The organism is Janibacter limosus NBRC 16128, assembly GCF_001570985.1.
GTDB classification, from domain to species: Bacteria; Actinomycetota; Actinomycetes; order Actinomycetales; family Dermatophilaceae; genus Janibacter; species Janibacter limosus.
This window is the reverse complement of sequence record NZ_BCSS01000009.1, coordinates 61,311-86,590: the sequence shown is the minus strand read 5'-3', so window position 1 is coordinate 86,590 and position 25,280 is coordinate 61,311. Positions and strand designations below refer to the sequence as shown.

Sequence of the window (25,280 nt, the reverse complement as noted above, 5' to 3'; positions counted from 1 at the left end):
GCCCGTGACCTTTGACCCGGCGACCTACCTGGCCCTCGTGACCGCCCTCGCCGTCCTGTGCCAGGTGATCGCCTGGTCGGTGCGCATCCCCTCGATCCTCATCCTGCTGGTCGTCGGCTTTGTCCTGGGGCAGCTCGTCAGCCCGGACGAGGTCCTCGGACGAGAGGTCCTCTTCGGTGGGGTCTCCCTCGCGGTCGGGATCATCCTCTTCGAGGGCAGCCTCTCCCTTCGCCTCCACGACATCCGCGATCTGCGCCGCCCGATCCTGAGGCTGTGCTCGGTGACGGTCGCCGTGGCCTGGGCGCTCATCACCCTCACCGGGTGGCTGCTCGGGTTCCCGTTGGAGCTGGCTCTGCTCGTCGGGGCGATCCTCGTCGTCACCGGACCCACGGTCATCGCCCCGATCCTGCGCCAGCTGCGCCCGACCCGACGGGTCGCGGCACTGCTGCGCTGGGAGGGCATCGTCGTCGACCCGATCGGCGCGATCCTCGCGGTCCTCGTCTTCCAGGCCGTCCTGGCCGGCGCGTCCGCCGACCCGTGGTTGGCCGTCGCCACGACCCTCGGCATCACCATCGTCACGGCGGTCGGCATCGCCCTGGTGCTCGGGATTGTCCTCGAGTACGCGATCAAGCGACGGCTCGTGCCGGACTTCCTCCACGGTGCCGTCTTCATCGCTGCCGCGGTCGGGGCCCTGTCCCTGTCCAACCTCGTGCAGGACGAGAGCGGGTTGCTCACGGTGACGATCATGGGCATCTACCTGGCCAATCGCCCCAACCTGCACCTTGAGCACGTCATCGAGTTCAAGGAGCACCTGCAGGTGCTCCTCGTCGGGATGCTCTTCGTCATCCTCGCCGGACGGGTCGCGCCTGCCCAGGTCATGGACATCGCGCCGGTGGCGGCGGTCTTCGTCGTGGTCCTCGTGCTCGTCGTGCGACCGCTGAGCATCGTGCTCGGGATCCACGGCACCGCGGTGACCAGCGAGGAGCGCCGGCTGCTGGCCTTCATGGCCCCTCGCGGCATCGTGGCCGCAGCGGTGACGAGCGTCTTCGCGCTCGAGCTCTCCCACGCCGCGGAGGGCGTCACCGACCCGGACCACGCGGCCCGGCTGGAGTTGCTCGGCGAGGAGGCCGCCCGCATGGTGCCGCTCGTCTTCATCGTCATCGTCGCCACGGTCGCGATCTATGGGCTCGGCGTCGGCCGGCTCGCCGAGCGACTCGGTCTCGCGACCGCTTCCCCCCAGGGAGTGGTCCTGGCGGGAGGGCCCGAGTGGGCCGTCGGTGCCGCGACCGCCTTGGACGAGCTCGGCGTCCCCGTCGTCATCGTCTCCGACGACCGGCAGGAGATCTCCCGGGCCCGGATGGCGGGCGTGCGTACCGAGCAGGCCAACATCCTCAGTGACTTCGCCGTGCGGGACATGGACCTCGCGGGCATGAAGACCTTGGTGGCCGTGACCGAGGGGGACGAGCGCAATGCCACCGCAGCGCGCGAGTTCGCCCACGTCCTGGGCCGGGCCAATGTCTTCCAGCTGGCACCGGCAGCCCCGCGGGCCGTGGGCAAGGACCGCACCGAGACCGCCTCCCACCTCACGGCTCGCACCGCCTTCGCCCCGGCACTGGGCCACGAGGAGCTGACCAGTCGGGTCGAGAGCCTGCAGGTCAAGAGGACCTCGCTGACCGAGCAGTACACCTTCGCCGACTTCCAGCAGATGTACGGCGGCGAGGCCATCGCGCTCTTCACCATCGAGGACGACGAGGTCGCGGTCGTCACGGAGAAGACGCAGATCGAGGGGGAGCTCACCCTGATCGCCCTGGTGCCCCGCAAGGACTGATCTGCGAGGCGACAGCTCAGCCCGGGCCGTCCCTGTCGGCTCTCAGTACTGCTGGTGGCCGGGGACGGAGGCGCCGTCGAAGAGCTCGACGAGGTGTGAGGGGCACCCCTCGCGCTCCAGGCTGCGAGCGAGCTTCGCTGCGCTGCGCCGAGTGGGCCACACGTGCCAGATCAGCGACAGCAGCGACCAGAAGCCGCCGACGAGGTAGACCCACGCGGACCCGGCGAGAGCTGCCCCGGCGAAGGACAGGATCGCCGGTGCCTCGGTGATGGCGAAGCGCAGCATCATCGACTGCTGCATCGCAGTGAATGCCTGACGCTGCGCGATGTCGGGCTCGGTGCCCGGCGCGATGGCGGGTGCGCGGTAGCCGATGGCCTCGGCGAGCCCGAAGGCCACGAGGTTGAGGACGAAGAGTCCGCCGGCGACGACGGGGGAGGGGTAGTCCTCGAGGCCGTAGAGGATGACCGCGACGACGGCGAGCATGGGCACTGCCGCGATGACGCTCACCGCGAGCACGCGCTGTGCTTGGAGGCGATCGGCCGGGGCCGGCGTCGGGGTGCTCATGCGGCAAACCTATCCGCGTGAGCGGCCGGCTGGAGACCCACCGCGGCGACGAGAGCGGATCGTCCCCCTGCGCGGTCCAGGCTCCTCTCCGTCTTGCGGATGGCGGCCGCCCGCGGCCAGGCATGCCAGAGCATCGACACGGCCGCCCACGAGGCGCCGCACCAGTAGGTCCAGAACTGTGAGCCGTTGACGACGAAAGCGGCCACCAGGGAGAAGAACACCGGCGTGGCCGTGATCGCCAGACGCAGGAGGGTGCCCAGGTAGAGGGCGCTGACCGCGCTCCTGTGCGCCTGGGCGGCGTCGGTGCCGGGGGCGATGGCGACGGTCCGGTACCCGACGGCCTCTGCCAGACCGAAGGCGAGCAGGTTGAGCACGACGAGGACCACGGCCGCGACGAGGGAAGGGAGCTCCTCGAAGCCGCCGATGAAGAACATGATGAGCCCGAAGACGGGGATGGGGGCAAGGCTGCAGGCAGCCAGCATCTGGAGGAGCAGCAGAGTGGTCCCGTTCCCCGCGGGATGTTCGTTCATGGACGCCAATCTAGCCGCGCATTCGTCCCCGAGGGTGGCAACGGATAGAGTGACTGATCGTGTCCCGGTCCTCCGGGGCGGTGCGTGTGCGCCCGAGTGTCGTCCAACGGCCTCGAGGGTCTGCGCCAATCCCCCTTCGTCGTCCAGATCGTGTGGAGTGCCTGCAGTGAAGAGTGCCGTCGAGAACCTCAGCCCGACCCGGGTCAAGCTGACCGTAGAGGTCCCGAGCGAGGAGCTCCAGCCGCACGTCGACGCGGCCTTGAAGACCATCGGGAGCCAGATCCAGGTGCCCGGCTTCCGCGCCGGCAAGGTGCCTGCTCGCATCATCGAGCAGCGCGTCGGCAAGGGCGCCGTGATCCAGGAGGCCGTCAACGAGGCCCTCCCCGAGTTCTTCGGCAAGGCCGTCGAGGAGGCCGGCGTCAGCCCGATCGGTCAGCCCGAGGTCGACATCACCGATGTCCCGATGACCGACGACGAGACGCTGAAGTTCACCGTCGAGGTCGACGTGCGTCCCGAGATCACCCTCCCCGAGTACGACGGCCTGGAGATCCAGGTCGACAACCTCGAGGTCACCGACGCCGACGTGGACGAAAAGCTGACCGAGCTGCGTGAGCGCTTCGGCACCCTCGTCGGTGTCGACCGCGCCGTCGAGACCGGCGACTTCGTCTCCATCGACCTCAAGGCCGAGCTCGACGGCGAGCCCGTCGACTCCGTCGAGGGCGTCTCCTACGAGGTCGGCTCGGGCAACATGCTCGAGGGCATCGACGAGGCCCTCGTCGGCATGACCCAGGGCGAGACCAAGGAGTTCTCCGCTCCGCTCGCCGGTGGCGACCAGGCCGGTCAGTCCGCTGACTGCACCGTCACCGTCCAGTCGGTCAAGGTCCGCGAGCTGCCCGAGGTCGACGACGACTTCGCCCAGATGGCCAGCGAGTTCGACACTGCTGACGAGCTGCGCGCCGACCTGACCAAGCAGGCCGAGCAGGCCAAGAAGTTCGAGCAGGGCATCCAGGCCCGCGACAAGGTCCTCGACCACCTGCTGTCCAACACCGAGATCCCGCTGCCCGAGGGCATCGTCGAGGCCGAGATCCACCAGCACCTCGAGCAGGAGGACCGTCTCGAGGACGACACCCACCGCGCCGAGGTCGACGAGTCCACCCGCTCCACGCTCAAGACCCAGTTCCTCCTCGACGCACTCGCCGAGGCCGAAGAGGTCGAGGTCGGCCAGCCCGAGCTCATCGAGTACCTCGTCATGCAGTCGCAGCAGTACGGCATGGACCCCAACCAGTTCGCCCAGCTGCTCGACCAGCAGGGCCAGGTCCAGTCGATGGTTGCCGAGGTCGCCCGCCGCAAGGCGCTGGCCGCGGCCCTCGACAAGGCCAAGATCGTCGACGCTGACGGCAACGCCATCGACCTGGACGACATCGTCCCCGAGGGCGAGCGCGCCTCCGGTGACGTCGAGGACCTCGCCGGTGACGACGAGGCCCCCGAGACCGGGGAGTCCGAGACGACCGAGACCGCGGACCAGCAGGCCTGAACCACGCTCCACCCCGACGCAGGGGGGTCACCGCCGGACCGGCGGTGACCCCCCTTCGTCATGTCCGTCGCAGGAGGTGAGGACCAGATGCAGACCACGACCGCGCGCAATGCCGTGCTGGCGACCTTCGCCGTGAGCGGCTTCGCCTTCGCCTCCTGGGCCTCGCGCATCCCCACGATCCGCGAGCAGCTCGGCCTCACGCCCGGCGAGCTCGGGCGCACCCTGCTCGTCGGGGCGCTCGGCTCCGTGCTCGCCCTGCCCTTCGCCGGCCGGGTCATCACCGCGGTCGGTGCGGCGCGCACGGTGATGATCGGGGTCGTCACCGTCGCGGCGGGGCTGGTGGCGCTGGGCCTCGCGGTCGACGTCCTGGGAGATGTCACGGTGACGGCGGCCGCGATCTTCGTCGTCGCCGTCGGGATCTCGCTGTGGGATGTCTCGATGAACCACGAGGGCGCGGCGGTCGAGCAGCAGCTCGGGCGCACGGTCATGCCGATCTTCCATGCCTTCTTCTCCGGCGGCACGGTCGTGGGTGCACTCGTGGCCGCAGCGCTCGTGCGCTTCGACGTGCCGGTGATCGCCCACCTGCCGGCAGCGGGGGTCCTCGCGCTGGCCGTCGGGCTGTGGGTGCCGCGTCGCTTCCTCGCCCGCGGGCTCGAGGCGGGGGAGGGGGACCCCGCCGGAGAGCGGCCCGGCAGCGCCTGGCTCGAGCCGCGCACCCTCGTCATCGGTCTGGTCGTCCTCGTCGCCGCGCTCACCGAGGGCACGGCCAACGACTGGATCGCGCTCGCGGTCACGGAGGGCCACGACCAGCCCGAGGAGATCGGCGTGCTGGCCTTTGCGACCTTCCTCGCCGCCATGACCGCCGGTCGACTGCTCGGGGTGCGGCTGCTCGACCGTCACGGCCGCGTGCCGGTGCTGCGGGTGCTCTTCGTCCTGGCGATCCTGGGCTCGTTGCTCGTCGTCCTGGGCAACACCGCGACCGCCTTCGTCGGTGTCGTGCTCTGGGGCGTCGGCGCCAGCCTGGGCTTCCCGACGGGGATGAGTGCCGCCGCGGACGACCCGGCCCGGGCCGCGGCCCGACTGTCCGTCGTCTCGACCATCGGCTACCTGGCCTTCATCGTCGGACCACCGCTGCTCGGGATGATCGCTGACCACACGGGGATCCTGCGCTCCCTCCTCGTCGTCGGACTGCTCGCGCTACCAGCACTCCTCGCCGTCCCCGCCGTGCGGGAACGCGGGTCCGAAGGGCGCTGACCCGGCCGACCTGAATCGGCATTACCCTAGGCAGATGCGCTGTTGGACAGGTGTTCAACAGCAGGCGTACGAGGAGAGCACATGACCGACGGAGCCTTCGCCTCCCCCTTCCCTGTCGAGGACCCCGTGGGGCTCGCGGCGCTCGAGGAGGCCCAGTCGGGTCTGGCCACGAGCGTGCGTGCGCTCGCGGATGCCACCGTGCGCACGCGGGTCGACGGACCTGACCTGGTCGCCGTGACCGAGCAGGTCGAGGCGCTCACCGCCCGCCTGCTCGCCGACGCGCAGGAGGGACCGCTTGGTCTCGAGACCGACAGCGCCGGCAGGCTGCGCGACCACGGCAATGCCATGGTAGGGACGCGCAACCCCATCGCCCCACCGCTGCACGTCACCGGTGACGACACCGGGAGCACCAGCTGCACCACGACGCTCGGCGCGGGCTACGAGGGCCCGCCCGGATGTGTCCACGGCGGCATCATCGCGGCGATCCTCGACCAGGTCCTCGGGTCGGTGCCCGCTCGCCTGGGGCTGCCCGGCATGACCGCCTACCTCAACACGACCTACCGGCTGCCGACACCCCTCGGTGTCGAGCTGCAGTGCCGCGGCTGGGTCGAGCGGGTCGACGGGTGGAAGGTCTACGCGCGCGGGGAGATCCGCGATCCGCAGGACCGGGTCACCGCCGACGCCGAGGCGCTCTTCGTCGTGCCCCGGTGGGCGCGCGAGCATCTCGACCGGCCCACGGGCGACGCGGTGGGCATCGCTCCCGGTGGCGAGGCCGCGCAGGAGCCGTCGGCGCCGTAGCGTGGTCGGCATGACTGACTCCGACGAGGCCTTGCCCGAGCCGTTCCCGGTGGACCAGCCCGAGGCGCTCGACGTCGAGCAGCCGGGGGCGCCCAACTTCGCCGACATCTTCTACCCCGCCCGGCCCCGGGCCCTGCGACCTCGCGCCCGGCTGCGACCGCAGGGCGCACCGTCGGCCGCACAGGTGCGCTCGGGGGAGCCCGAGGGCGCCAACCCGGTGTACGTGGAGTGGCTGCGCGGCCAGTCGATGCTCCAGGACGCCAAGGAGATCGCCGGGCAGTTCACCGGGATCGGTGCCATGTGGCAGAACCCGTACGCCCAGCCGGACCCGCGCGCGGCGGTGCAGGCGGCGTCGGTGTGGTTCACCGCATACCCGATCTCGATGATCACCCGACCGGGCCGCTCCTTCCTCGCCTCCCTCGCGGACCCCCGCCTGTGGCAGACCTTCCAGCAGATCGGGATCCACGCGCTGCACACAGGTCCTGTCAAGCAGGCCGGCGGCCTGTCGGGGTGGAGCCCCACGCCGAGCGTCGACGGGCACTTCGACCGGGTGGCCACACACATCGACGAGCTCTTCGGCAGCGAGGACGACTACCGCGAGATGTGCCGGGTGGCCGCGGACCACGAGGGCACGGTCCTGGACGACATCGTCCCCGGGCACACGGGCAAGGGCGCGGACTTCCGCCTCGCCGAGCTGGGTGTCGACGACTATCCCGGGATCTACCACATGGTCGCCATCCCGCCGGACGAGTGGCACCTGCTGCCGGATGTCCCCGAGGGCCGTGACTCGGTCAACCTCGACGAGGACGCGGAGGCAGCGCTCGCCGAGGCCGGCCACATCATCGGCGAGCTGCAGCGGGTGATCTTCCACGTCCCGGGGCTGAAGGACACCAACTGGTCGGCGACGGCCCCGGTGACCGGTCCCGACGGGGTGATGCGCCGCTGGGTCTACCTGCACTACTTCAAGGAGGGGCAGCCGTCGATCAACTGGCTGGACCCCACCTTCGCCGGGATGCGGCTGGTCATCGGTGATGCGCTCCACAGCCTCGGCGACCTCGGGTCCGGCGGTCTGCGGCTGGATGCCAACGGCTTCCTGGGTGTCGAGCGCACCCTCGACATCGGTCCGGCGTGGTCGGAGGGGCATCCGCTCTCGCAGGCCGCCAACCAGCTCATCGGGTCGATGGTGCGCAAGGTCGGCGGCTTCACCTTCCAGGAGCTCAACCTGTCCATCGAGGACATCCGCGACACCGCGGCGGGCGGAGCCGACCTGTCGTACGACTTCGTCAACCGACCGGCCTACCACCACGCGCTCGCGACCGGGGACACCGAGTTCCTCCGGCTCACCCTGCGCGAGGCGATGGAGCTCGGGGTCGATGCCGCCGGACTGGTCCACGCGCTGCAGAACCACGACGAGATGACCTACGAGCTCGTCCACTTCGCCAGCCGGCACCGCGACGACGAGTTCACCTTCCGCGGGCAGGCGACGACCGGGGAGGACCTCGCCGAGACGATCCGGCAGGAGCTCACCGACGCCCTCACGGGCGAGGCAGCGCCGTACAACCTCGTCTTCACGACCAACGGCATCGCCTCGACGACCGCGTCGGTGGTGACCGCCGCCCTCGGGCTGCGCGACCTCGACGCACTCACCGACGCCGACATCGACCGGGTGCGCCGTGCCCACCTGCTCCTGGCGATGTTCAACGCCCTCCAGCCGGGTGTCTTCGCCCTGTCGGGATGGGACCTCGTGGGGGCGCTGCCCATCCCGGCGGAGCAGATCGAGCCGCTGCTGCGCGAGGGTGACACGCGCTGGATCCACCGACCGGCCTACGACCTGCTGGACGTGGCCCCGGAGGCGACGGCGTCCTCGTCGGGCATCCCGCGCTCGCGGGTACTCTACGGGCCGCTCGACACCCAGCTCGAGGACCCGGGCTCCTTCGCCTCGCGGCTGCGGGACGTGCTGCACCTGCGGGGCTACTTCGGTATCGCGACGACCCGACAGGTCGACGTGCCCGACGTCTCCCACCCCTCGATGCTCGTCATGGTGCACGAGTACGAGCAGGTCCCCGGACAGCTGCAGGTGAGCGTGCTCAACTTCGGCGAGGAGCCGGTCGTCGGCACCGTCATCAGTGAGGTGCTCGAACCCGGGTCGCAGCTGATGGACATGGGAGACGGTCGTGCCCTCGGAGAGGTCGACCAGCTCCGGGGCTTCACCGTCGAGCTCGAGGGCTTCGGCGGACTGGCCCTGCTCGTCACGCCACCGAAGGAGCAGTCATGAGCGAACGTCCACGGATCCGGGTCCGTCCCCTGGGGGGCGCCTGGGGGTGCCTCGGGATGATCCTGTTCTCGCTCCTCGCCTCGGTGGTCCTCACCGTGGTCCTCAACCTCGTCCTCGGGTGACCGGCGGGACGAAGGGGGACCTCCCCCTTCGTCCCCGTGTTGCGCTCAGGGCGAACACGTGCGGGAGGCGGGAAACATGCGCAGGGAGCGGACGTTAGGGTCAGTGAAAGTCGTGAACCACGAGAGCAACCGCCACAGGGCGGAGAAGCGAGTGAGCGTGAGCAACAGCAGCGAGATCGTCGCGGCCGGCCCGCAGGGCGGAATGGGTCTCGACGACCACATCTACCAGCGCCTCCTCAAGGAGCGCATCATCTTCCTCGGCTCGGATGTGCGTGATGACAACGCCAACGCCATCTGCGCCCAGATGCTGCTCCTGGCGGCCGAGGACCCCCAGGCCGACATCTGGCTCTACATCAACAGCCCCGGTGGCTCGATCTCGGCCGGCATGGCGATCTACGACACGATGAAGTGGATCCCCAACGATGTCGCGACCGTGGCCATGGGGCTCGCCGCCTCGATGGGGCAGTTCCTGCTCTCGTCCGGCACCCACGGCAAGCGCTACGCGACGCCGCACGCCCGCGTGATGATGCACCAGCCCTCCGGCGGCATCGGCGGTACGGCCTCGGACATCAAGATCCAGGCCGAGCAGATGCTCTTCGTCAAGGACCAGATGGCCGAGCTCATCGCCGAGCACACCGGTCAGACCATCGAGCAGATCCACAAGGACTCCGACCGCGACCGGTGGTTCGGCGCGACGGAGGCCAAGGAGTACGGCTTCGTCGACCACGTCTTCGAGCGCTCCGACCAGGCCGGCCGCGGGGACGACAACCCCATCAGCGACTGAGCCCCGACCCGAGAGCCTCTGAGGAGAACCCATGAACTTCGACGCACAGCTGCGCACCCACCAGCCGGGCTCGGCCGCACTCCGCCCCGGCCCCTCCAACCGCTATGTCCTGCCGCAGTTCGAGGAGCGCACCTCGTACGGCATGAAGCGCACGGACCCGTACACCAAGCTCTTCGAGGACCGGATCATCTTCCTCGGGGTCCAGGTGGACGACGCCTCCGCGGACGATGTCATCGCCCAGCTCCTCGTGCTGGAGTCGATGGAGCCCGAGCGCGACATCCTGATGTACATCAACAGCCCCGGTGGCTCGTTCACCGCCATGACGGCGATCTACGACACCATGCAGTACATCCGTCCCGACATCCAGACCTTCGTCATCGGTCAGGCTGCCTCGGCGGCCGCGGTGCTCCTGGCGGCCGGTGCCCCCGGCAAGCGCTTCGCGCTGCCCAACGCCCGTGTGCTGATCCACCAGCCGGCGCTCGCCGGTGGCGAGTACGGCCAGGCCTCGGACATCGAGATCCAGGCCAACGAGGTGCTGCGCATGCGCACCTGGCTCGAGGAGACCTGGGCCTCGCACTCGGGCAAGACCGCCGAGGAGGTCCGCGAGGACATCGAGCGCGACAAGATCCTCTCCGCGGCCGAGGCCAAGGAGTACGGCCTCATCGACGAGGTGCTCACCCCGCGCAAGGCCTCGATCGAGGACTGAGCGAGATCGACGACGACGCAGGGCCCCGGGACTCCCGGGGCCCTGTGTCGTGCCTGGGGACGAACTGCAGTACGACACGCGGAACCAAACGGTCGCGCGCTGCGTCCGATGACCATGAGACGTCTCCTCCTGGCGCTGCTGTATGTCCACGGCCCCAGCGTCCTGCGCGCCTGGAAGGGCACCACTGGGTCGTCCGTCGAGGTGAGCACCGCGAGGTAGGGCAGCGCCTGCGGTCTGAATCTGAACAAGGGGGTATCGCTATGTCGTGATCGCCACCGGGAGCCAGGAGCAGGGCTGGAGCGTGAGCTCGTGCGGGGGCATCGTCGAGTACGGCCGGAAGGGCTCGACGGCGACGATGGAGGACATCCGCGCCGAGTACGGCATGGGGAGGGTGACTGAGGCGGCGTCGGACGCTGACCCGTCACGGCAGGGCCCGGCCGGCCTCGTGCACGACGTCGTCGCGGCGGTGGTCGACAGCATCCGCGAGCACCTGCGGGAGGACCCGGACGAGGGCGACGACGGCACGTGAGCGCCCCCGTTCCGCTGATAGCGGAACAGGGCGACGCGCCCCCTTCGAGCAGTGTCCAATGGAGCAGGAGACCGACCCCGTTGGGTACGGTCGAGGGACAGCGACCACAGTGGTCGACCCGGGATGAGAGGACACCTGACGTGGCACGAGTCGGCGAGAGCGGCGATCTGCTCAAGTGCTCCTTCTGCGGCAAGTCCCAGAAGCAGGTCAAGAAGCTCATCGCTGGTCCCGGGGTGTACATCTGCGACGAGTGCATCGACCTGTGCAACGAGATCATCGAGGAGGAGCTCACCGACGGCGGTGACCTCGGCCTCGACGAGCTGCCCAAGCCGCGCGAGATCTACGACTTCCTCGAGACCTACATCGTCGGCCAGGACAAGGCGAAGAAGGCCCTGGCCGTCGCCGTGTACAACCACTACAAGCGCATCCAGGCTGATGAGGGCGCCGCCGCCAAGCGCGACGAGGACCACGTCGACATCTCCAAGTCCAACATCCTGCTCGTGGGTCCGACCGGCTGTGGCAAGACCTACCTCGCGCAGACCCTCGCCCGGATGCTCAACGTCCCCTTCGCCATCGCCGATGCGACGGCGTTGACCGAGGCCGGCTATGTCGGTGAGGACGTCGAGAACATCCTCCTCAAGCTGATCCAGGCCGCTGACTACGACACCAAGAAGGCCGAGCAGGGGATCATCTACATCGACGAGATCGACAAGGTGGCCCGCAAGTCGGAGAACCCGTCGATCACCCGTGACGTCTCCGGTGAAGGCGTCCAGCAGGCCCTGCTGAAGATCCTCGAGGGCACGACGGCGTCGGTGCCGCCGCAGGGTGGGCGCAAGCACCCGCACCAGGAGTTCATCCAGATCGACACGACCAATGTCCTCTTCATCGTCGGCGGTGCCTTCGCCGGCTTGGAAAAGATCATCGAGTCGCGCGTCGGCAAAAAGGGGCTGGGCTTCGGCTCGCAGCTGCACAAGGCGAGCGACCTCGCCGAGGCGATCACCGATGTCATGCCCGAGGACCTGATGAAGTTCGGCCTCATCCCCGAGTTCATCGGCCGGCTGCCGATCATCACCACGGTCACGCCGCTGGACCGCGACGCGCTCGTCCAGATCCTCTCCGAGCCCAAGAACGCCTTGGTCAAGCAGTACCGCAAGATGTTCGCCATCGACGGCGTCGAGCTGGAGTTCACCGACGACGCGCTCGAGGCCATCGCCGACTCGGCCATCGCCCGCGCCACCGGTGCTCGTGGCCTGCGCGCGATCCTCGAGGAGGTGCTCATGCCGGTCATGTTCGACACCCCGAGCGACGAGGGCATCAAGCAGATCGTCGTGACCTCCGAGGTGGTGCGCGACAACGTCCTGCCGACGATCGTGCGCCACGAGGAGAGTGGCAAGCGCAAGCACAAGCGCTCCGCCTGACGCGCTGTCCTCACCTCAGCGCACCTGACAGGATGGAGCGGTGAGCACGCCCTTCCGCCTCGTGCAGGGTTCCTCGGGTCCGCGACAGCAGAGCCCGACGACCTGCGGCTCCGCGTGCGCGACGGTCGCCCGGATGCTCGTGGACGCTCCCTTCGCCCGCTGGATCACCGCTGGCGAGGGGCAACCCGTCCCGGGTGCCGAGGGCACGACCACGGCCGAACGCTTCGCCGCTTGGGAGCGGACCGTCCACGGACGCACCAATGGCTGGCGTGGACCAAGCGGTGGTCTGGCTCTCGGCTGGCCGCGGGCCCTCGGCACACCGCCGTGGGGGATGAAGCACGAACTCGAGCGCGGCGCCTCCACGGTCGGCACCCGCTACCGGATGCTCTCTGTGCGGGCCCACTCCCAGGAGTCGCTACGGGCTCGCTACCGCCGCCTGCTCGACCTCGTCGTCGACGGCGAGCCGGCGGTCCTCTACGTCGGCAACCGACTGCTGCCGCGCCACGTGACGCTCGTCCTGCCCGGTGACCGGCCGGACTCGTTGGACGTCTACGAGCCGGCCAGCGGCACGGTGCAGCGACTGGACGAGGAGGCCTTCGCCAGACGGCGGCTGCGCCTGGGTGGATGGTCGGTGCCGTGGATCCTCGTGCAGCCGACCGGTCATCGACGGGTGACCGCGCGGGCGCAGGTCAGGAGCGCCTGGACCATCCCGTCACTCGTCCGGGAGCCCTCGCCGGACCTGATGCGCGAGGCTCCCTCGGTCAGTTCTTCGCAGGCTTGACGAAGGGGATCAGCTCGACGTCGGTGAGCGTCACCTCGTCGCCCTCGACATGGTCGAAGCTGCCGGTGAGCCGGCCCGCCGCGCGCAGGTCGGCCTCACCGACGCGCACCAGCTCCGCGGTCGCCGTGGGAGCAACCAGCGTCGCAGCGGTGATCTCGCTGCGCATGCCGACCTTGGCGTCCGACTTGGCCTTGCGCACCTGGCTCAGCGCCTCACCGACGGCACCCAGCACGGCCGGATCGCCGCCGGTCGGCAGCTCCTCGACGGTGGGCCAGGTGGCGCGGTGCACGGAGCCGGACTTCCACCATGACCAGACCTCTTCGGTGGCATAGGGCAGCACCGGGGCGAGAAGGCGCAGCAGCGCGTCGAGGGCCAGACGCAGCGCGGCCCGGGCCGAGGCGGTGTCCACGGGGTCCTGCCCCTGGCTGCCGTGCGCACGGTCCTTGATGAGCTCGATGTAGTCGTCGCAGAAGGTCCAGAAGAAGGTCTCGGTGACCGACAGGCTGCGGGTGTAGTCCCAGGCCTCGAAGCCGGCAGTGGCCTCGGCGATCACCTGACGCAGGGCGGCGAGCATCGACTGGTCGAGGGGGTTGGTGACAGCGCTCGCGAGGTCACCGTCGACCTCGCCGAAGCCGAGGGCGAACTTGCTCGCGTTGAGCAGCTTGATCGCCAGGCGGCGGCCGATCTTCATCTGGCCCGTGTCGTACGCGGCGTCGGTGCCCAGGCGGCTCGACGCGGCCCAGTAGCGCACCGCGTCGGCGCTGTGCTCGACGACGACGTCCTCGGGCGTGACGACATTGCCCTTGGACTTGGACATCTTCTTGCGGTCGGGGTCGAGGATCCACCCGGAGATCGCGGCGTTCTTCCAGGGGGCGACTCCGTGCTCGTGGTGCGCGCGCACGACGGTCGCGAAGAGCCAGGTGCGGATGATGTCGTGCCCCTGCGGGCGCACGTCCATCGGGAAGACCGTGTCGAAGAGGTCGCTCTCTCCGCGCTCCGAGGCCAGCCAGTCGCCGGCGATCTGCGGGGACAGCGACGAGGTGGCCCAGGTGTCCATGACATCGGGGTCGCCGGTGAAACCGCCGGGCTGGTCGCGCTGCTCCTGGGTGTACCCCTGCGGGACCTGTGCCATGGGGTCGATCGGCAGCTGGTCCTCGGAGGGGACGAGGGGGGTCTCGTACTGCGGCTGGCCGTCACCGTCGAGGGGGTACCAGACGGGGAGCGGGATGCCGAAGAAGCGCTGTCGCGAGATGAGCCAGTCGCCGTTGAGCCCCGCCACCCAGTTCTTGTAGCGCGACTTCATGAAGGCAGGGTGGAAGTCGACCTCGTCACCGCGGGCCTGCAGCGCCTCGTTGAGCTCGGCGTCCCGTCCGCCGTTGCGGATGTACCACTGACGCGAAGTGACGATCTCCAGCGGCTTCTCGCCGCGCTCGTAGAAGTTGGCCTTGCGCTGGGTCTTCTCCGGCTCACCGTCGAGGTCGCCGGACGCGCGCAGCGCCTCGACGACGACCTCACGGGCCGAGTGCACGGTCTTGCCGGACATCTGCTCGAAGGTGGCGGCGCCATCTGCGGCACTGATCCACTCCGGTGTCTCACCGAGGATGCGACCGGCGCGGGTGACGATCGAGCGGGTGGGCAGCTGCAGCTCGCGCCACCAGATGACATCGGTGAGGTCACCGAAGGTGCAGCACATCGCGATGCCGGCGCCCTTGTCCATCTCGGCCCCGCGGTGGGCCACGACGGGCACCTCGACGCCGAAGATCGGGGAGGTCACGGTGGTGCCGAAGAGAGCTTGGTAGCGCTCGTCGTCGGGGTGGGCGATGAGGGCGACGCAGGCCGGCAGCAGCTCGGGGCGGGTGGTCTCGATGTGGACCGGTCCGTCGGCGCCGTGGAAGGCGACGCGGTGGTAGGCGCCCGGGTAGTCGCGAGCCTCGAGCTCGGCCTGGGCGACGGCGGTCTGGAAGGTGACATCCCACAGACCCGGCGCCTCGGCGGTGTAGGCCTCGCCGCGGGCGAGGTTGCGCAGGAAGGCGGTCTGCGCCGTCGCGCGCGAACGCTCGTCGATGGTGCGGTACTGGATCTTCCAGTCGAGGCTGAAGCCGAGGCGGCGGAAGAGGGACTCGAAGGCCTCCTCGTCGCGCACCGTCAGCTCGTCGCACAGCTCGATGAAGTTTTGTCGGCTGACCGGCACCTGCTCGGCGGCCTTGATCGTCCTGGTCGTCCCCTCGAAGGGGGGAGTGAAGTCCGGGTCGTACGGCAGCGAGGAGTCGCCCCGCACGCCGTAGTAGTTCTGCACCCGCTTCTCCGTCGGCAGGCCGTTGTCGTCCCAGCCGATCGGGTAGAAGACGTTGAACCCCTGCATCCGCTTGTAGCGGGCCATGCAGTCGGTGTGGGTGTAGCTGAAGACATGCCCCATGTGCAGCGACCCGCTGGCCGTCGGGGGCGGGGTGTCGATGGAGAAGACCTGCTCGCGGGCACCCTCGCGGTCGAAGGAGTAGGTGTCCTGCTCGCGCCATACCGAGCCCCACGTGTCCTCGAGGCCGTCCAGCGAGGGACGGTCCGGGATGCGGGTGGCGTCAGGGGCAGGGGAGTGCGCGGTCATGGGCCCGATCTTCCCATTGCGAGAGGCGAGCCCACCAATCGGGCACGCTCCTGCCACGGCGCCGCGCCAGACCGTAGTCTGTGGCCATGCGCCGCCCAGAGCCCTTGTATCGAGCCATCATCATCCTCGCCCGGACCATCTTCCTCGTGAACGGCTATCGCTTCACGATCAAGGGTGAGCGTCACGTCCCGAAGGCTGGGGGCGCCGTGATGGCGATCAACCACACCGGCTACATCGACTTCGTCCTGGCCGGTCTGGGTGCGCGCAAGAGCCACCGGTGGGTCCGCTTCATGGCCAAGAAGTCGATCTGGCAGCACAAGGTGGCCGGGCGGATCATGCGCGGTCTCAAGCACATCCCTGTGGACCGGCACGCTGGCGCGAGTGCCTTCAAGGAGGCCGTGGCCAAGCTGCAGGACGGGGAGGTCGTCGGTGTCTACCCCGAAGCGACCATGTCGCGCTCCTTCGAGATCAAGGAGCTGAAGAAGGGCACGGCTCGGATGGCGCAGGAGTCGGGGACGCCGATCCTGCCGACCATCGTCTGGGGTGCGCACCGCATCTGGACCAAGGACGTGCCCAAGCGCCTGGGCCGCACCAAGTTTCCGATCCACATCACCATCGGTGACCCGATCCACGTCGGTCCCGATGATGACATCAACGTCGTCACGCAGCAGCTGCGCGAGGTCATGAAGCAGTTGCTCGACGAGACCATCGCGGCCTACCCGAAGCTCACGGGTGACGAGCTGCGCTTCCTGCCCGCGCGCCTCGGCGGCACGGCGCCCTCCTACGAGGCCGCCTACGCCAAGGACCACAAGGACATGACGCGGGTCAAGGACCAGTTCACCAAGGACTGATGCCCTGACCTGACGCAGGGGGGTGGGGCGTCAGGCGGTCAGGGCCAGGTCACTCCCCGCCAGCCGGGCGTAGGCACCGCCGCTCGCGACGAGTGCGGTGTGCTCACCTCGCTCGACGACCCGTCCGCCCGCGAGGACGAGGATCTCGTCCGCGGACTCGATGGTGCTCAGCCGGTGGGCGATGGTGACCGTCGTGCGGCCTCGGGCCAGGGCGTCGAGCGCCGTCTGCAGCTCACGCTCGGTGTCGTTGTCCAGCGCGCTGGTGGCCTCGTCGAGGACGAGGACCGCAGGGTCGCGCAGGAGTGTGCGGGCGATCGCGATGCGCTGCTTCTCGCCACCGGAGAAGCGGTGACCGCGTGCTCCGACGACGGTGTCCAGGCCATCGGGCAACCCGGCGATGAGGTCTGCGGCCTGGGCGGTCGCGAGGGCCTGCCACAGTCGGGCCTCGGTGGCGTCGGGGTCGGCGAGCTGGAGGTTGGCCCGGATCGTGTCGTGGGCGAGGTAGGTCTCCTGGGTGACGATGCCGACGATCTGGGTGAGCGTCTGCGGGTCGATGTCGCGCAAGTCGACCCCGTCGATGGTGACCCTCCCGGTCGTGGGGTCGGCGAGGCGCACGAGGAGCGACGCCAAGGTCGACTTGCCGCTGCCGGTGGCGCCGACGAGAGCCAGGTGGGCGCCGGCCGGCACGGTGGCCGACACGTCGTCCAGCGCGAGCCGGTCGCTGTCGGGGTATCCGTAGGAGACGCCGTCGATGCGCAGCTCACCGCGGACGGTCGTGGGGTCGATGTCGACCGGCTCCAGCGGTGGGACGACCTCGGGTTGGAGGTCGAGATAGCCGAAGACCCGGCTGAAGAGGGCCATCGAAGCGACCCACGAGGCACCGACATTGAGCAGGCCCATGATCGGTCGGAAGATGCCCGACTGCAGCGTGGTGAAGGCGATGATCGTGCCGATCGTCATGCCTCCGCTCGTCACGGGCAGGCCGGCAGCCAGGTAGATCAGGGCCGGGATCCCGGCGAAGACGATCGACATCGTTGCCATCCGCCAGCGACCGGCGAGCTCGGAGCGCACCTCGAGCCCGACGAGATCGGTCGAGGTCTGCGTGAAGCCGGCAGCGCCGCGCTCGGCGGTGCCGAGGGTCTTGGACAGCAGGGCACCGCTCACGGACAGCTCTTCGGAGACCTGCGCCTGCAGGTCGGCCAGGCGGCGCTGGCGCTTGGCGGTGATCTCGCGGCGGGCGAGGGCGACCTTGCGCGTGGTCCAGATGGCCGGGGGGAGCACGAGGAGGGAGAGCAGGGACAGTCGCCAGCTGAGGGCGACCATCGCGACGGCCGTGGCGATCGCGGTCGTGAGGTTGGAGGCGATCGACACGGCGGTGCTCGTGACGATCGACTGCATGCCGGCCACGTCCTGGGTGATGCGTGACTGGATCTCGCCGGAGCGGGTCCGGGTGAAGAAGCTCATCGCCTGGCGTTGCAGGTGGGTGAAGACATCCGTGCGCAGCCGGTGCATGACTGCTTGTCCGACGCGCGTGGAGATCCACGTCTGCTGCACGCCGATGAGCGCGGTCGCGATCGTGACCAGCAGCATCCCGCCGACGGCGAGGAGCAGCAGGCGCACGTCCTGGTGGGGGAGGGCGTCATCGATGATGGCGCGCAGGAGGAAGGGGGAGGCCATCGAGATCAGCGAGCTGGCCACGATCAGGCCCACGACCACGGCGACCTGCCAGCGGTGGGGGCGGAAGTAGGCGATGACCCGGCGGGCGCTCACGGGGCTCTCGGCGAGCTGGGCGCGATCCTGCGGGTCGATCCGGCGGGATCTGTTCTTCGGGGTGTCCATGCGGGCCCCTTTCGGTTGTCTCAATTCGTAGTGCTGAGGTTACCTCACTATGAGGGAAGGTGGCAACGTGGATATCGTGGACCCATGACGACGCGGACACCCGGTCAGGGCTCGGAGGACCTCGGTGAGCAGCTGCTGCGGGTGGCTCGCGGGCTGCGTCGGGCGTGGATGGTCGACCTGTCCGCGCACGACCTGTCGCCGCACGAGGCCCGCGCGCTGCGGGTGGCCGCGGATCGGCAGGACGCCCCACGACTGAGGGACCTGGCCGACGCCCTGCGCATCGCACCGCGCTCGGTGACCGATGTCGTCGACGCGCTCGAGGCCAAGGGCTATGTCGCGCGACAGCCCGACCCGGCGGATCGTCGGGCGAGCGTGGTCCTCGTGACCGAGGCCGGACATGCTGTCTGGGCGGCCGTGCACGAGGCACGACGACGCACCATGGGCGACCGGATGGGTTCGCTCACGCCCGTCCAGCGCGCCGCGCTCGCGGACGCACTGACGAGCCTCGAGGACACCTTCGACCCGGGGAGCGGCGTCAGTAGGAGTTGACGCCCAGGTGGGCGAGTGCCTGACGCAGCAGTGCGCCGTGACCACCGGACATCTCGGCCTGCAGCCCGATCTCGCCGGCCTCGTCGGGGGTGAGCCAGGCCAGGTCGAGGGCGTCCTGCTGCGGGGCGCAGTCGCCGCGCACCGGCACGATGAAGCTCAGCGCCACCGCGTGCTGTCGTGGGTCGTGGAAGGGGGTGACGCCCGGCGTCGGGAAGAACTCCGCCACGGTGAAGGGCACCGGTGAGGCGGGGATCGACGGCAGGGCCATCGGACCCAGGTCCTTCTCCAGGTGGCGCACGAGGGCGTCGCGCACCCGCTCGTGGTAGTTGACCCGGCCAGCGATCAGCTCGCGGTCCATGGTGCCGGTGTCGGAGGCCCGCAGGAGCAGGCCGACGCCGACGACGTCACCGTTGTCCGCGACCCGCACGGGGACGGCGGCCACGTAGAGGATCGGCACGCGTCCGCGGACACCGTCGAGCTCCTCGTGGCTGAGCCACGCTTCCTGTCGGTCCAGATCCGCCTGCATGCCCGTCATCCTCGCAGACGCCCCTCAGCCCGAGGAGAAGGAGGCGCGCCGCGCGGCGCGGCGCAACGAGGTCAGGATCGCGCGACCGGTGAGGGCGATGAGCACCACATTGGTCAGGGCACGCACGAGGTCCCAGCCCAGCGAGGTCGCCAGGTCGAAGGCGAGGAATCGGGCGAGGTTCTCCGCGATCGGTGCTCCCGCGACGAAGCTCAGCGCCTCCTCGCCCTGGACGGTGAAGGGCCAGAAGGAGAAGTTCAGCGCCGCCCCGTAGAGCAGTCCGCTGACCGCGCCGTAGCAGCACAGCATGACGATCTCGGTGGCTCCCTTCGCCCGCGGGAGCAGGCCCGCGCCGAGACCGACCCACGCGGCGGCGAGCATCTGGAAGGGCAGCCACGGACCCACACCCGCCGTGATGAGGGCGCTCGAGGCGAGGGTCGTCGCCCCGAGGACGAAGCCGAACCCGGGCCCGAAGACCCTCCCGGCGAGGACGAGCAGGAAGAAGACGGTCTCCAGACCAGCCGTTCCGGCACCCAGGGGACGAAGGGCGGCGCCCACCGCCGAGAGCACGCCGAGCATCGCGACGGCCTTGGTGTCCAACCCGCCGTCGCTCACCTCTGCCAGGACGACGGCGAGCACGCCGATGAGGATCGCGGCGAAGACGAGCGGCGCATCCCCGGAGTGCGAGAGTCCGCTCTCCGGGGAGACGAAGAGGGGCCAGAGGAAGGCGAAGAGACCCGCCACGCTCGTGATCGCGATGGCGATCACCGCGCGGGGCCGCAGCTCCACCGCACGACGACCGGTCACGGTGGTGGTGCTCATGTCGAGCCGTCCCGGACGGCAGATCGGACGTCTGCGACCGTCAGCACCGGGGCAGGGGCCAGGACCTTGGCCACCTGCGGCGCGAAGGCGGGGGAGGACATGACGACATCCGCCGTCGGCCCGTCGGCGATGATCTCGCCGTCGGCCATGATGACGACCCGGTCGGCGGCCTCGGCGACGAACTCGACGTCGTGCGTGGAGAGCAGGACCGCCCGGCCCCGCTCGACCAGGGAGCGCAGTGCCCGCGACAGCGCGGCCTTGGCCGTGTAGTCCAGTCCTCGGGTCGGCTCGTCGAGCAGCACGACCGGGGGGTCCGCGGTGAGCTGGACGGCGAGGACGAGGGAGAGCCGCTGTCCTTCGGACAGGTCGCGCGGGTGGCGACTGGCCGGGATGCCCGGTGCGATCTCCTCGAGCAGCGCCGCGCAGGTGCCGCCCGTGGCGCCGGCATCGAGGTCGGCGCGCTCGCACTCACTCCCGACGCTCTCGAGGTAGAGCAGGTCGCCGGGTGTTTGCGGCACCAGTCCGACGAGCGTGCGTCGTGCTGCGGGCTTGAGCTCGGCGGGGTCGGTGCCGTCGAGGGACACGCTCCCGGCGAACCGGGCACCCGAGCCCTGCAGGGCCCACAGGAGTGAGGACTTGCCGGCGCCGTTGCGGCCCATCAGTGCGGTGATGGTCCCGGGGCGCAGCGTCAGGTCCACGTCGTCGACGGCGACCAGTCGGCCGTGCCGGACGGTCACTCCCTTCGCCTCGAGGCCGCCCGGCTGCTCCGGTGGCGGTGCGGGCGAGGGGATCTCACCGATCTGCCGGCGAAGGGGGCCCGCCGCGCGTCGTGCATCGCGCACCGACAGCGGCAGGGGCGACCACCCGGCCCATCGGCCCAGCTCGACCACGGGTGGGGCGACGCTCGAGGTGACCATCATCTGCGCCGGCGCACCGTGCTCGACCCGACCGTCGACGACGTGGATGACCGAGTCGGCGTGGTGGATGACCCGCTCGATCCGGTGCTCGGCGACGATGACGGTCGTCGACAGGTCGTGGACCAGGCGCGAGATCGCGGCCAGGACGTCCTCGGCCGCGGTCGGGTCGAGGGCGGAGGTGGGCTCGTCGAGGACGATGACGCGGGGGTGCTGCGTGAGGACCGATCCGATCGCGACACGCTGCTGCTGACCGCCGGACAGGTCACGCAGAGGGGCATCGCGCAGGTCGGCGATGTCCATGACGTCGAGGACCTCCTCGACGCGGCGGCGCATGGTCTCGGGGGGCAGCCCGAGCTGCTCCATGCCATAGGCGAGCTCGGCCTCGACGGTCTCGGTGACAAAACCGGCGAGCGGGTCCTGGCCCACGACGCCGACGACATCGGCGAGGTCCCTGGGCTTGTGCGTCGCGGTGTCCCGCCCACTGACGAGGACCCTGCCCGTGAGGTGACCCCCGGTGAAGTGGGGGACGAGCCCGTTGATCGCGCCCAGCAGGGTCGACTTGCCCGACCCGGTGCGGCCGACGACGAGCGCGAGCTCGCCCTCCTCGATCACCAGGTCGACATGGGCGAGCGCGGGGGCGCCGCTGTCGTCGTAGGTGAGCGTCACGTCCTCGAAGACGACGGCGGGTTCGGGCGACCAGCTCATGAGTGGCTCCCTTCGGTCGTGGTGGTCCGTCGGACGCGGTCGCGCTCGCGGGTCACCGGTGGGGGCGGCGTGAGCGCAGCCGGCAGGAGCGCGATGAGCAGCCCCAGGGTGAGGGCCCACGGCAGCGGGGGCGCCCCGAGCGGTGACAGCGGCATGGTGAGGGCCCTCGGCTCCCAGTGTGCGCTCGCCAGTGCCGCCACCGCAGCCAGCAGCCCGCACATCGCGGTCACGGTCTCCGGGGTGCGCCAGGGGGAGGGCCGGTAGGTCGTGCGGGAGACGGCTGCGGACCCGCTGGCCAGACCCAGGGCGCCGAGGACGACGCCGACGAGCAGGAGGGGCAGCCCCATCCAGTCGGGGCTCGTCGCGTCGAGCAGGCCGTAGCTGCCGACCGCCATGCCGAGCAGGCCACCGAGCGTGAGCAGCCCGGTGAGCTGGTGCCGGGCGGGGGAGGTCTCGCCGCGGCGACCGTAGCCGCGCGAGTCCATCGAGGCGGCCAGCGCCATCGACCGCTCGAGGGTGTCCTCCAGGACGGGCATCGCGACGCGGCGGATGGAGCGCAGCCCGCGTGCGCTGTCCCCGCGCAGCAGCCGGGCCCGGTGCACGCGACGCACCGACTCGGCGAGCTGCGGCGCGACGCTGATCGCGACGACGATCGCGGTCCCGATCTCCTGCAGGGCGCCCGGCAGTGCGGCGAGCAGCCGCTTGGGGTCGGCCAGGGCATTGGCGGCGCCGACGCACAGGATCATCGCGGCCAGCCGCATCCCCTCGAAGAGGGCCGCGAGCAGTCCCTCGAGTCGCAGGTCGCCCAGCAGGTTGATCCCGGCGGCCCAGCCCGGCAGCTCGATCTCGGGCAGCGGCACCAGGACGATCTCGCCCCACTTGAGGCCGACGAGGATGTGCAGGAGCACCCGCAGGACGATGATGAAGCCGCCGAGCACGGCATAGAGGGTGAAGGCGCGCGCCCACGGGGTGTTGGCCCGTCGGGCCATGACGACGAAGGTCACCACCGCCGCCGCGAGCAGCAGCACGAGCGGGTTGGTCGTCTGCGAGACCGCCACCGCGAGGCCGATGGCCCAGAGCCACCAGGCCCCGGGGTGGACGGCCCGCGGTGTCGAGGAGAGCACGAAGGGGGTCAGTGTTCCCGGCGTCGTGCCATGGTGAGGGCGCCGCCGCCGAGGACGACGAGCAAACCGCCACCGATGGCGGTGGGCACGAGCGCGCCGCTGCCGGAGTCGGACTCGGCCCCTGCGGCACTGGTGGTCTCACCATCGACGCCGCTCGTCGAGGACGCGGTCGCGGTGCCGGAGGTGCTGGACGTCGAGGACTTCTTGTCCTTGGCCTTCTTCCGGACGGCTGCCGCCTCGGCCTTCTTCGAGGCCTTGTCCTTGGACGCGGAGGCCCGGGCCGACGACGAGGCCGCCGAGGAGGCGGCTGACGTGCCCTGGGTGGACGACGCAGCAGGAGCACCCTGCGACGACGTGCGCCCCGGGCCCTGTGTCGAGCCGCCGCTGGGTGCCGCGGTGGATCCACCGCCGGCAGGGTCGGTGCTCGCCCGCGGTGCGGAGGTCGTCGGTGCAGCCATGGTGCTGGACGAGGGCTTCGCCGTCGACGTCGAGGCTGCCGCGGGCGGCGCCACGCTCGGGGACGCATTGGTGCCCAGGCGGAATGCCACGGCGCTGCCCGGTGCCGGGTCGTGCAGGTAGATGCCGGAGCTGGAGTACTGCCAGGGCCCACCCGCGCTCGCGTGGTGGAAGGCCCAGTAGTTGTCGGCCGGGGGCATGCGACCGCAGGAGATGTTGGGCAGTCCGTTGATCGTGCAGACGGCGCCGGGCTGGTTCTGCACGCGCTCGACCGCGAAGCCGGCGGACTCCAGGGCCGCACCGGCCGTGGCGGGGTCGCCCGCCGCGCAGCGCACATCGGTCGACGTGGCGCTCTGCACCACGACGGTCACGCCGCTCGTGCCATTGCAGGCAGCCGCCTGGGCGGGGGAGGACAGGGCGAGACCGCCCCCCGTGAGGAGAGCGGTCACGCCGAGACCGGCGAGCAGTCGCCGCATCAGCGCACCCGCGCAACCGCCCGGCGCCGCGCCGCGAGGGTCACGCCGACGGCGAGGAGGCCGGTGCCCAGACCCAGGGCCCAGACGGGGGTGGTGGAGGTGACCCCGTCGGTCTGCACGACCGCGGGGATCTCGGGCTGGGCGACGGGCTCATCCGTGCCCGTGCCCGTGCCCGTGCCCGTGTCGTCGCTGTCGCCGGAGCCGGCGTCCGTGTCGTCGCCGGGGGCCGGCGCGGCGCAGTCGAGGTCCGGGGTGGCCGCGGCCTGGCCGGCGGAGGTGACGGTGGCATAGGACTGGTCGGTGCGGCCGAGCAGTGCCTGGGTGGTGGAGCGGGTGATGGTGCCGTCGGGCGCCGCCTGGGCTCCCTTGGCCACGGCAGCGTCGAAGTCGGCCCGGTTGTAGGCGACGGCGCCGGCGAGTGCGGGGGTGTCGCACCCGAAGGTCAGCGTGTCGAGATAGGCGAGGGCCTGGGCGCGGGTGTCGTCGCGCCCGGCGATGCGCAGGGCGGTCGCGGCGAGCCCGGTGCTGTTGGCATTGCTGCCCTCGGTGGTCGAGCCGCCGCCGACACCGCCGCTGCTGTCCTGGCGAGCCTCGAGGTAGTCGGCCGCGTCCTGCACCGCGGCGTCGTGGCCGCCGACGACGTCGAGCGCCTGGACGGCCGTCGAGGTGGCGTCGGGGTCGGAGATGCAGCCGTCCTTGAACTCGAGGCTGAAGCCGCCGTCGTCGCACTGCTGCGCGAGGAGGAAGTCGATCGATGCGGGCGTGGGGTTGGTGCCGGCCCGCTTCAGGCCGATGATCCCGAAGGACTGGCCCAGGGTGTTGGAGTAGTCGCCCCACTGGGACTGGTCGACGAACTGGCCGGTGTCGGCCTCGAGCGAAAGCTGCTGCGCGACGAGGTCGACACCGCCGAGGGAGCGGGGGTCCAGGCCACGGGCGCTGGCGAAGGTGAGCAGCTTGCCGTTGGCCGCGGAGTAGATCTCCTCGCCGAAGCCGTAGTAGCTGCCGGCATTGGCGACGACGTAGTCGGTGGCCGCCGCGGAGGCGTCGCCCCCGGTACCAGCCGCTGACATGCCCAGGACCGCGTCAATGGTCAGCCCGAGGTCGTCATAGGACTGTCCGCCCGACTCGACGACGAGTCGGTCGTCGCCGGCCTCGAGCTGGGCGGCGAGGTAGGCGACGGAGTCGTCGGGAGTGGCCGCCGAGGCAGCGGGTGCCAGGGCCAGACCGGCGACGCCGATCGTGGCGGTGAGGGCGAGCGAAGGGAGCGAACGCATCGTGGAGCGACCTTTCGGG

Annotated in this window: 23 protein-coding genes; 13 read left to right on the top strand and 10 right to left on the bottom strand. The window is 70.4% G+C overall.

Annotation, left to right across the window (positions count from 1 at the left end):
- The first annotated feature begins 4 nt into the window (after positions 1 to 4).
- Positions 5 to 1,828 (top strand): cation:proton antiporter, encoded by a 1,824-nt coding sequence (locus tag JLI01S_RS05170; RefSeq protein WP_068261034.1) that lies wholly within the window; start codon positions 5 to 7, stop codon positions 1,826 to 1,828.
- Positions 1,829 to 1,870: 42 nt separating this feature from the next.
- Here JLI01S_RS05170 and JLI01S_RS05165 read toward each other — a convergent pair whose 3' ends face one another.
- Both JLI01S_RS05165 and JLI01S_RS05160 read right to left on the bottom strand, forming a co-directional pair.
- Positions 1,871 to 2,392: a hypothetical protein gene (locus tag JLI01S_RS05165; RefSeq protein ID WP_068261030.1), complete on the bottom strand. Its 522-nt coding sequence runs from the start codon at positions 2,390 to 2,392 to the stop codon at positions 1,871 to 1,873.
- The gene (locus tag JLI01S_RS05160) at positions 2,389 to 2,922 is read right to left on the bottom strand and encodes a hypothetical protein (protein ID WP_068261027.1); all 534 of its coding nucleotides are present in this window, start codon (positions 2,920 to 2,922) and stop codon (positions 2,389 to 2,391) included. The genes JLI01S_RS05165 and JLI01S_RS05160 overlap by 4 nt, the downstream gene beginning before the upstream one ends.
- A 166-nt stretch (positions 2,923 to 3,088) precedes the next feature.
- On the opposite strand from JLI01S_RS05160, the gene tig reads away from it, so the two are divergent.
- The 10 genes from tig to JLI01S_RS05115 all read left to right on the top strand — a co-directional run bounded on the left by tig (position 3,089) and on the right by JLI01S_RS05115 (position 13,123).
- Positions 3,089 to 4,456 (top strand): trigger factor, encoded by a 1,368-nt coding sequence (gene tig / locus JLI01S_RS05155; protein WP_068261022.1) that lies wholly within the window; start codon positions 3,089 to 3,091, stop codon positions 4,454 to 4,456.
- An 87-nt stretch (positions 4,457 to 4,543) separates the two neighbouring features.
- Positions 4,544 to 5,710, top strand: coding sequence for an MFS transporter (locus JLI01S_RS05150; protein ID WP_157074834.1), 1,167 nt, complete (start codon positions 4,544 to 4,546; stop codon positions 5,708 to 5,710).
- 81 nt (positions 5,711 to 5,791) lie between these two features.
- Entirely contained in the window at positions 5,792 to 6,508 is a 717-nt protein-coding gene (locus JLI01S_RS05145) for a PaaI family thioesterase (protein ID WP_068261017.1), read from the top strand.
- 10 nt (positions 6,509 to 6,518) lie between these two features.
- Positions 6,519 to 8,783: a maltose alpha-D-glucosyltransferase gene (treS, locus tag JLI01S_RS05140; RefSeq protein WP_068261092.1), complete on the top strand. Its 2,265-nt coding sequence runs from the start codon at positions 6,519 to 6,521 to the stop codon at positions 8,781 to 8,783.
- Positions 8,780 to 8,905 carry a hypothetical protein gene (locus JLI01S_RS17630; RefSeq protein WP_281177449.1) on the top strand — a complete coding sequence of 42 codons (126 nt, stop codon included), beginning with the start codon at positions 8,780 to 8,782 and terminating at the stop codon, positions 8,903 to 8,905. The genes treS and JLI01S_RS17630 overlap by 4 nt, the downstream gene beginning before the upstream one ends.
- Positions 8,906 to 9,107: 202 nt before the next feature.
- Positions 9,108 to 9,689 (top strand): ATP-dependent Clp protease proteolytic subunit, encoded by a 582-nt coding sequence (locus JLI01S_RS05135; protein WP_068261089.1) that lies wholly within the window; start codon positions 9,108 to 9,110, stop codon positions 9,687 to 9,689.
- Positions 9,690 to 9,720: 31 nt separating this feature from the next.
- On the top strand, positions 9,721 to 10,395 hold the full coding sequence (locus JLI01S_RS05130; protein WP_068261015.1) for an ATP-dependent Clp protease proteolytic subunit: 675 nt from the start codon (positions 9,721 to 9,723) through the stop codon (positions 10,393 to 10,395).
- A gap of 265 nt (positions 10,396 to 10,660) precedes the next feature.
- The gene (locus JLI01S_RS05125; protein ID WP_068261011.1) at positions 10,661 to 10,924 is read left to right on the top strand and encodes a hypothetical protein; all 264 of its coding nucleotides are present in this window, start codon (positions 10,661 to 10,663) and stop codon (positions 10,922 to 10,924) included.
- Positions 10,925 to 11,064: 140 nt separating this feature from the next.
- Positions 11,065 to 12,342, top strand: a complete 1,278-nt coding sequence (gene clpX, locus JLI01S_RS05120; RefSeq protein WP_068261007.1) for an ATP-dependent Clp protease ATP-binding subunit ClpX — start codon at positions 11,065 to 11,067, stop codon at positions 12,340 to 12,342.
- A 40-nt stretch (positions 12,343 to 12,382) separates the two neighbouring features.
- The gene (locus JLI01S_RS05115) at positions 12,383 to 13,123 is read left to right on the top strand and encodes a hypothetical protein (protein ID WP_068261003.1); all 741 of its coding nucleotides are present in this window, start codon (positions 12,383 to 12,385) and stop codon (positions 13,121 to 13,123) included.
- Here JLI01S_RS05115 and valS read toward each other — a convergent pair.
- Positions 13,104 to 15,725 (bottom strand): valine--tRNA ligase, encoded by a 2,622-nt coding sequence (gene valS, locus JLI01S_RS05110; protein ID WP_068261000.1) that lies wholly within the window; start codon positions 15,723 to 15,725, stop codon positions 13,104 to 13,106. The two genes, JLI01S_RS05115 and valS, sit on opposite strands and share 20 nt — an antisense overlap.
- Before the next feature lie 86 nt (positions 15,726 to 15,811).
- Here valS and JLI01S_RS05105 point away from each other — a divergent pair, with 86 nt between their 5' ends.
- Positions 15,812 to 16,576, top strand: a complete 765-nt coding sequence (locus JLI01S_RS05105) for a lysophospholipid acyltransferase family protein (protein ID WP_068260995.1) — start codon at positions 15,812 to 15,814, stop codon at positions 16,574 to 16,576.
- A 30-nt stretch (positions 16,577 to 16,606) separates the two neighbouring features.
- Here the strand turns inward: JLI01S_RS05105 and JLI01S_RS05100 are convergent, their stop codons facing one another.
- Entirely contained in the window at positions 16,607 to 18,415 is a 1,809-nt protein-coding gene (locus JLI01S_RS05100; RefSeq protein WP_068260994.1) for an ABC transporter ATP-binding protein, read from the bottom strand.
- An 84-nt stretch (positions 18,416 to 18,499) separates the two neighbouring features.
- On the opposite strand from JLI01S_RS05100, the gene JLI01S_RS05095 reads away from it, so the two are divergent.
- Positions 18,500 to 18,964 (top strand): MarR family winged helix-turn-helix transcriptional regulator, encoded by a 465-nt coding sequence (locus JLI01S_RS05095; protein WP_068260992.1) that lies wholly within the window; start codon positions 18,500 to 18,502, stop codon positions 18,962 to 18,964.
- On the opposite strand, the gene JLI01S_RS05090 is transcribed toward JLI01S_RS05095, so the two are convergent.
- The 6 genes from JLI01S_RS05090 to JLI01S_RS17625 are packed head-to-tail and all read right to left on the bottom strand — an operon-like array spanning position 18,951 to position 25,261.
- Positions 18,951 to 19,490 carry an NUDIX hydrolase family protein gene (locus tag JLI01S_RS05090; protein WP_068260989.1) on the bottom strand — a complete coding sequence of 180 codons (540 nt, stop codon included), beginning with the start codon at positions 19,488 to 19,490 and terminating at the stop codon, positions 18,951 to 18,953. The two genes, JLI01S_RS05095 and JLI01S_RS05090, sit on opposite strands and share 14 nt — an antisense overlap.
- A 24-nt stretch (positions 19,491 to 19,514) precedes the next feature.
- The gene (locus JLI01S_RS05085) at positions 19,515 to 20,309 is read right to left on the bottom strand and encodes an ECF transporter S component (RefSeq protein ID WP_068260986.1); all 795 of its coding nucleotides are present in this window, start codon (positions 20,307 to 20,309) and stop codon (positions 19,515 to 19,517) included.
- A complete protein-coding gene (locus JLI01S_RS05080) occupies positions 20,306 to 21,931 on the bottom strand; it encodes an ABC transporter ATP-binding protein (protein WP_068260983.1) in 1,626 nt (541 codons plus the stop codon). The genes JLI01S_RS05085 and JLI01S_RS05080 overlap by 4 nt, the downstream gene beginning before the upstream one ends.
- Positions 21,928 to 23,055 (bottom strand): energy-coupling factor transporter transmembrane component T, encoded by a 1,128-nt coding sequence (locus JLI01S_RS05075; protein WP_157074833.1) that lies wholly within the window; start codon positions 23,053 to 23,055, stop codon positions 21,928 to 21,930. Before JLI01S_RS05075 ends, JLI01S_RS05080 begins: the two co-directional genes overlap by 4 nt.
- Positions 23,056 to 23,063: 8 nt before the next feature.
- Positions 23,064 to 23,987 (bottom strand): hypothetical protein, encoded by a 924-nt coding sequence (locus tag JLI01S_RS17270; protein ID WP_068260974.1) that lies wholly within the window; start codon positions 23,985 to 23,987, stop codon positions 23,064 to 23,066.
- Positions 23,987 to 25,261, bottom strand: a complete 1,275-nt coding sequence (locus JLI01S_RS17625; RefSeq protein WP_068260971.1) for a prenyltransferase/squalene oxidase repeat-containing protein — start codon at positions 25,259 to 25,261, stop codon at positions 23,987 to 23,989. The genes JLI01S_RS17270 and JLI01S_RS17625 overlap by 1 nt, the downstream gene beginning before the upstream one ends.
- Positions 25,262 to 25,280 lie beyond the last annotated feature (19 nt).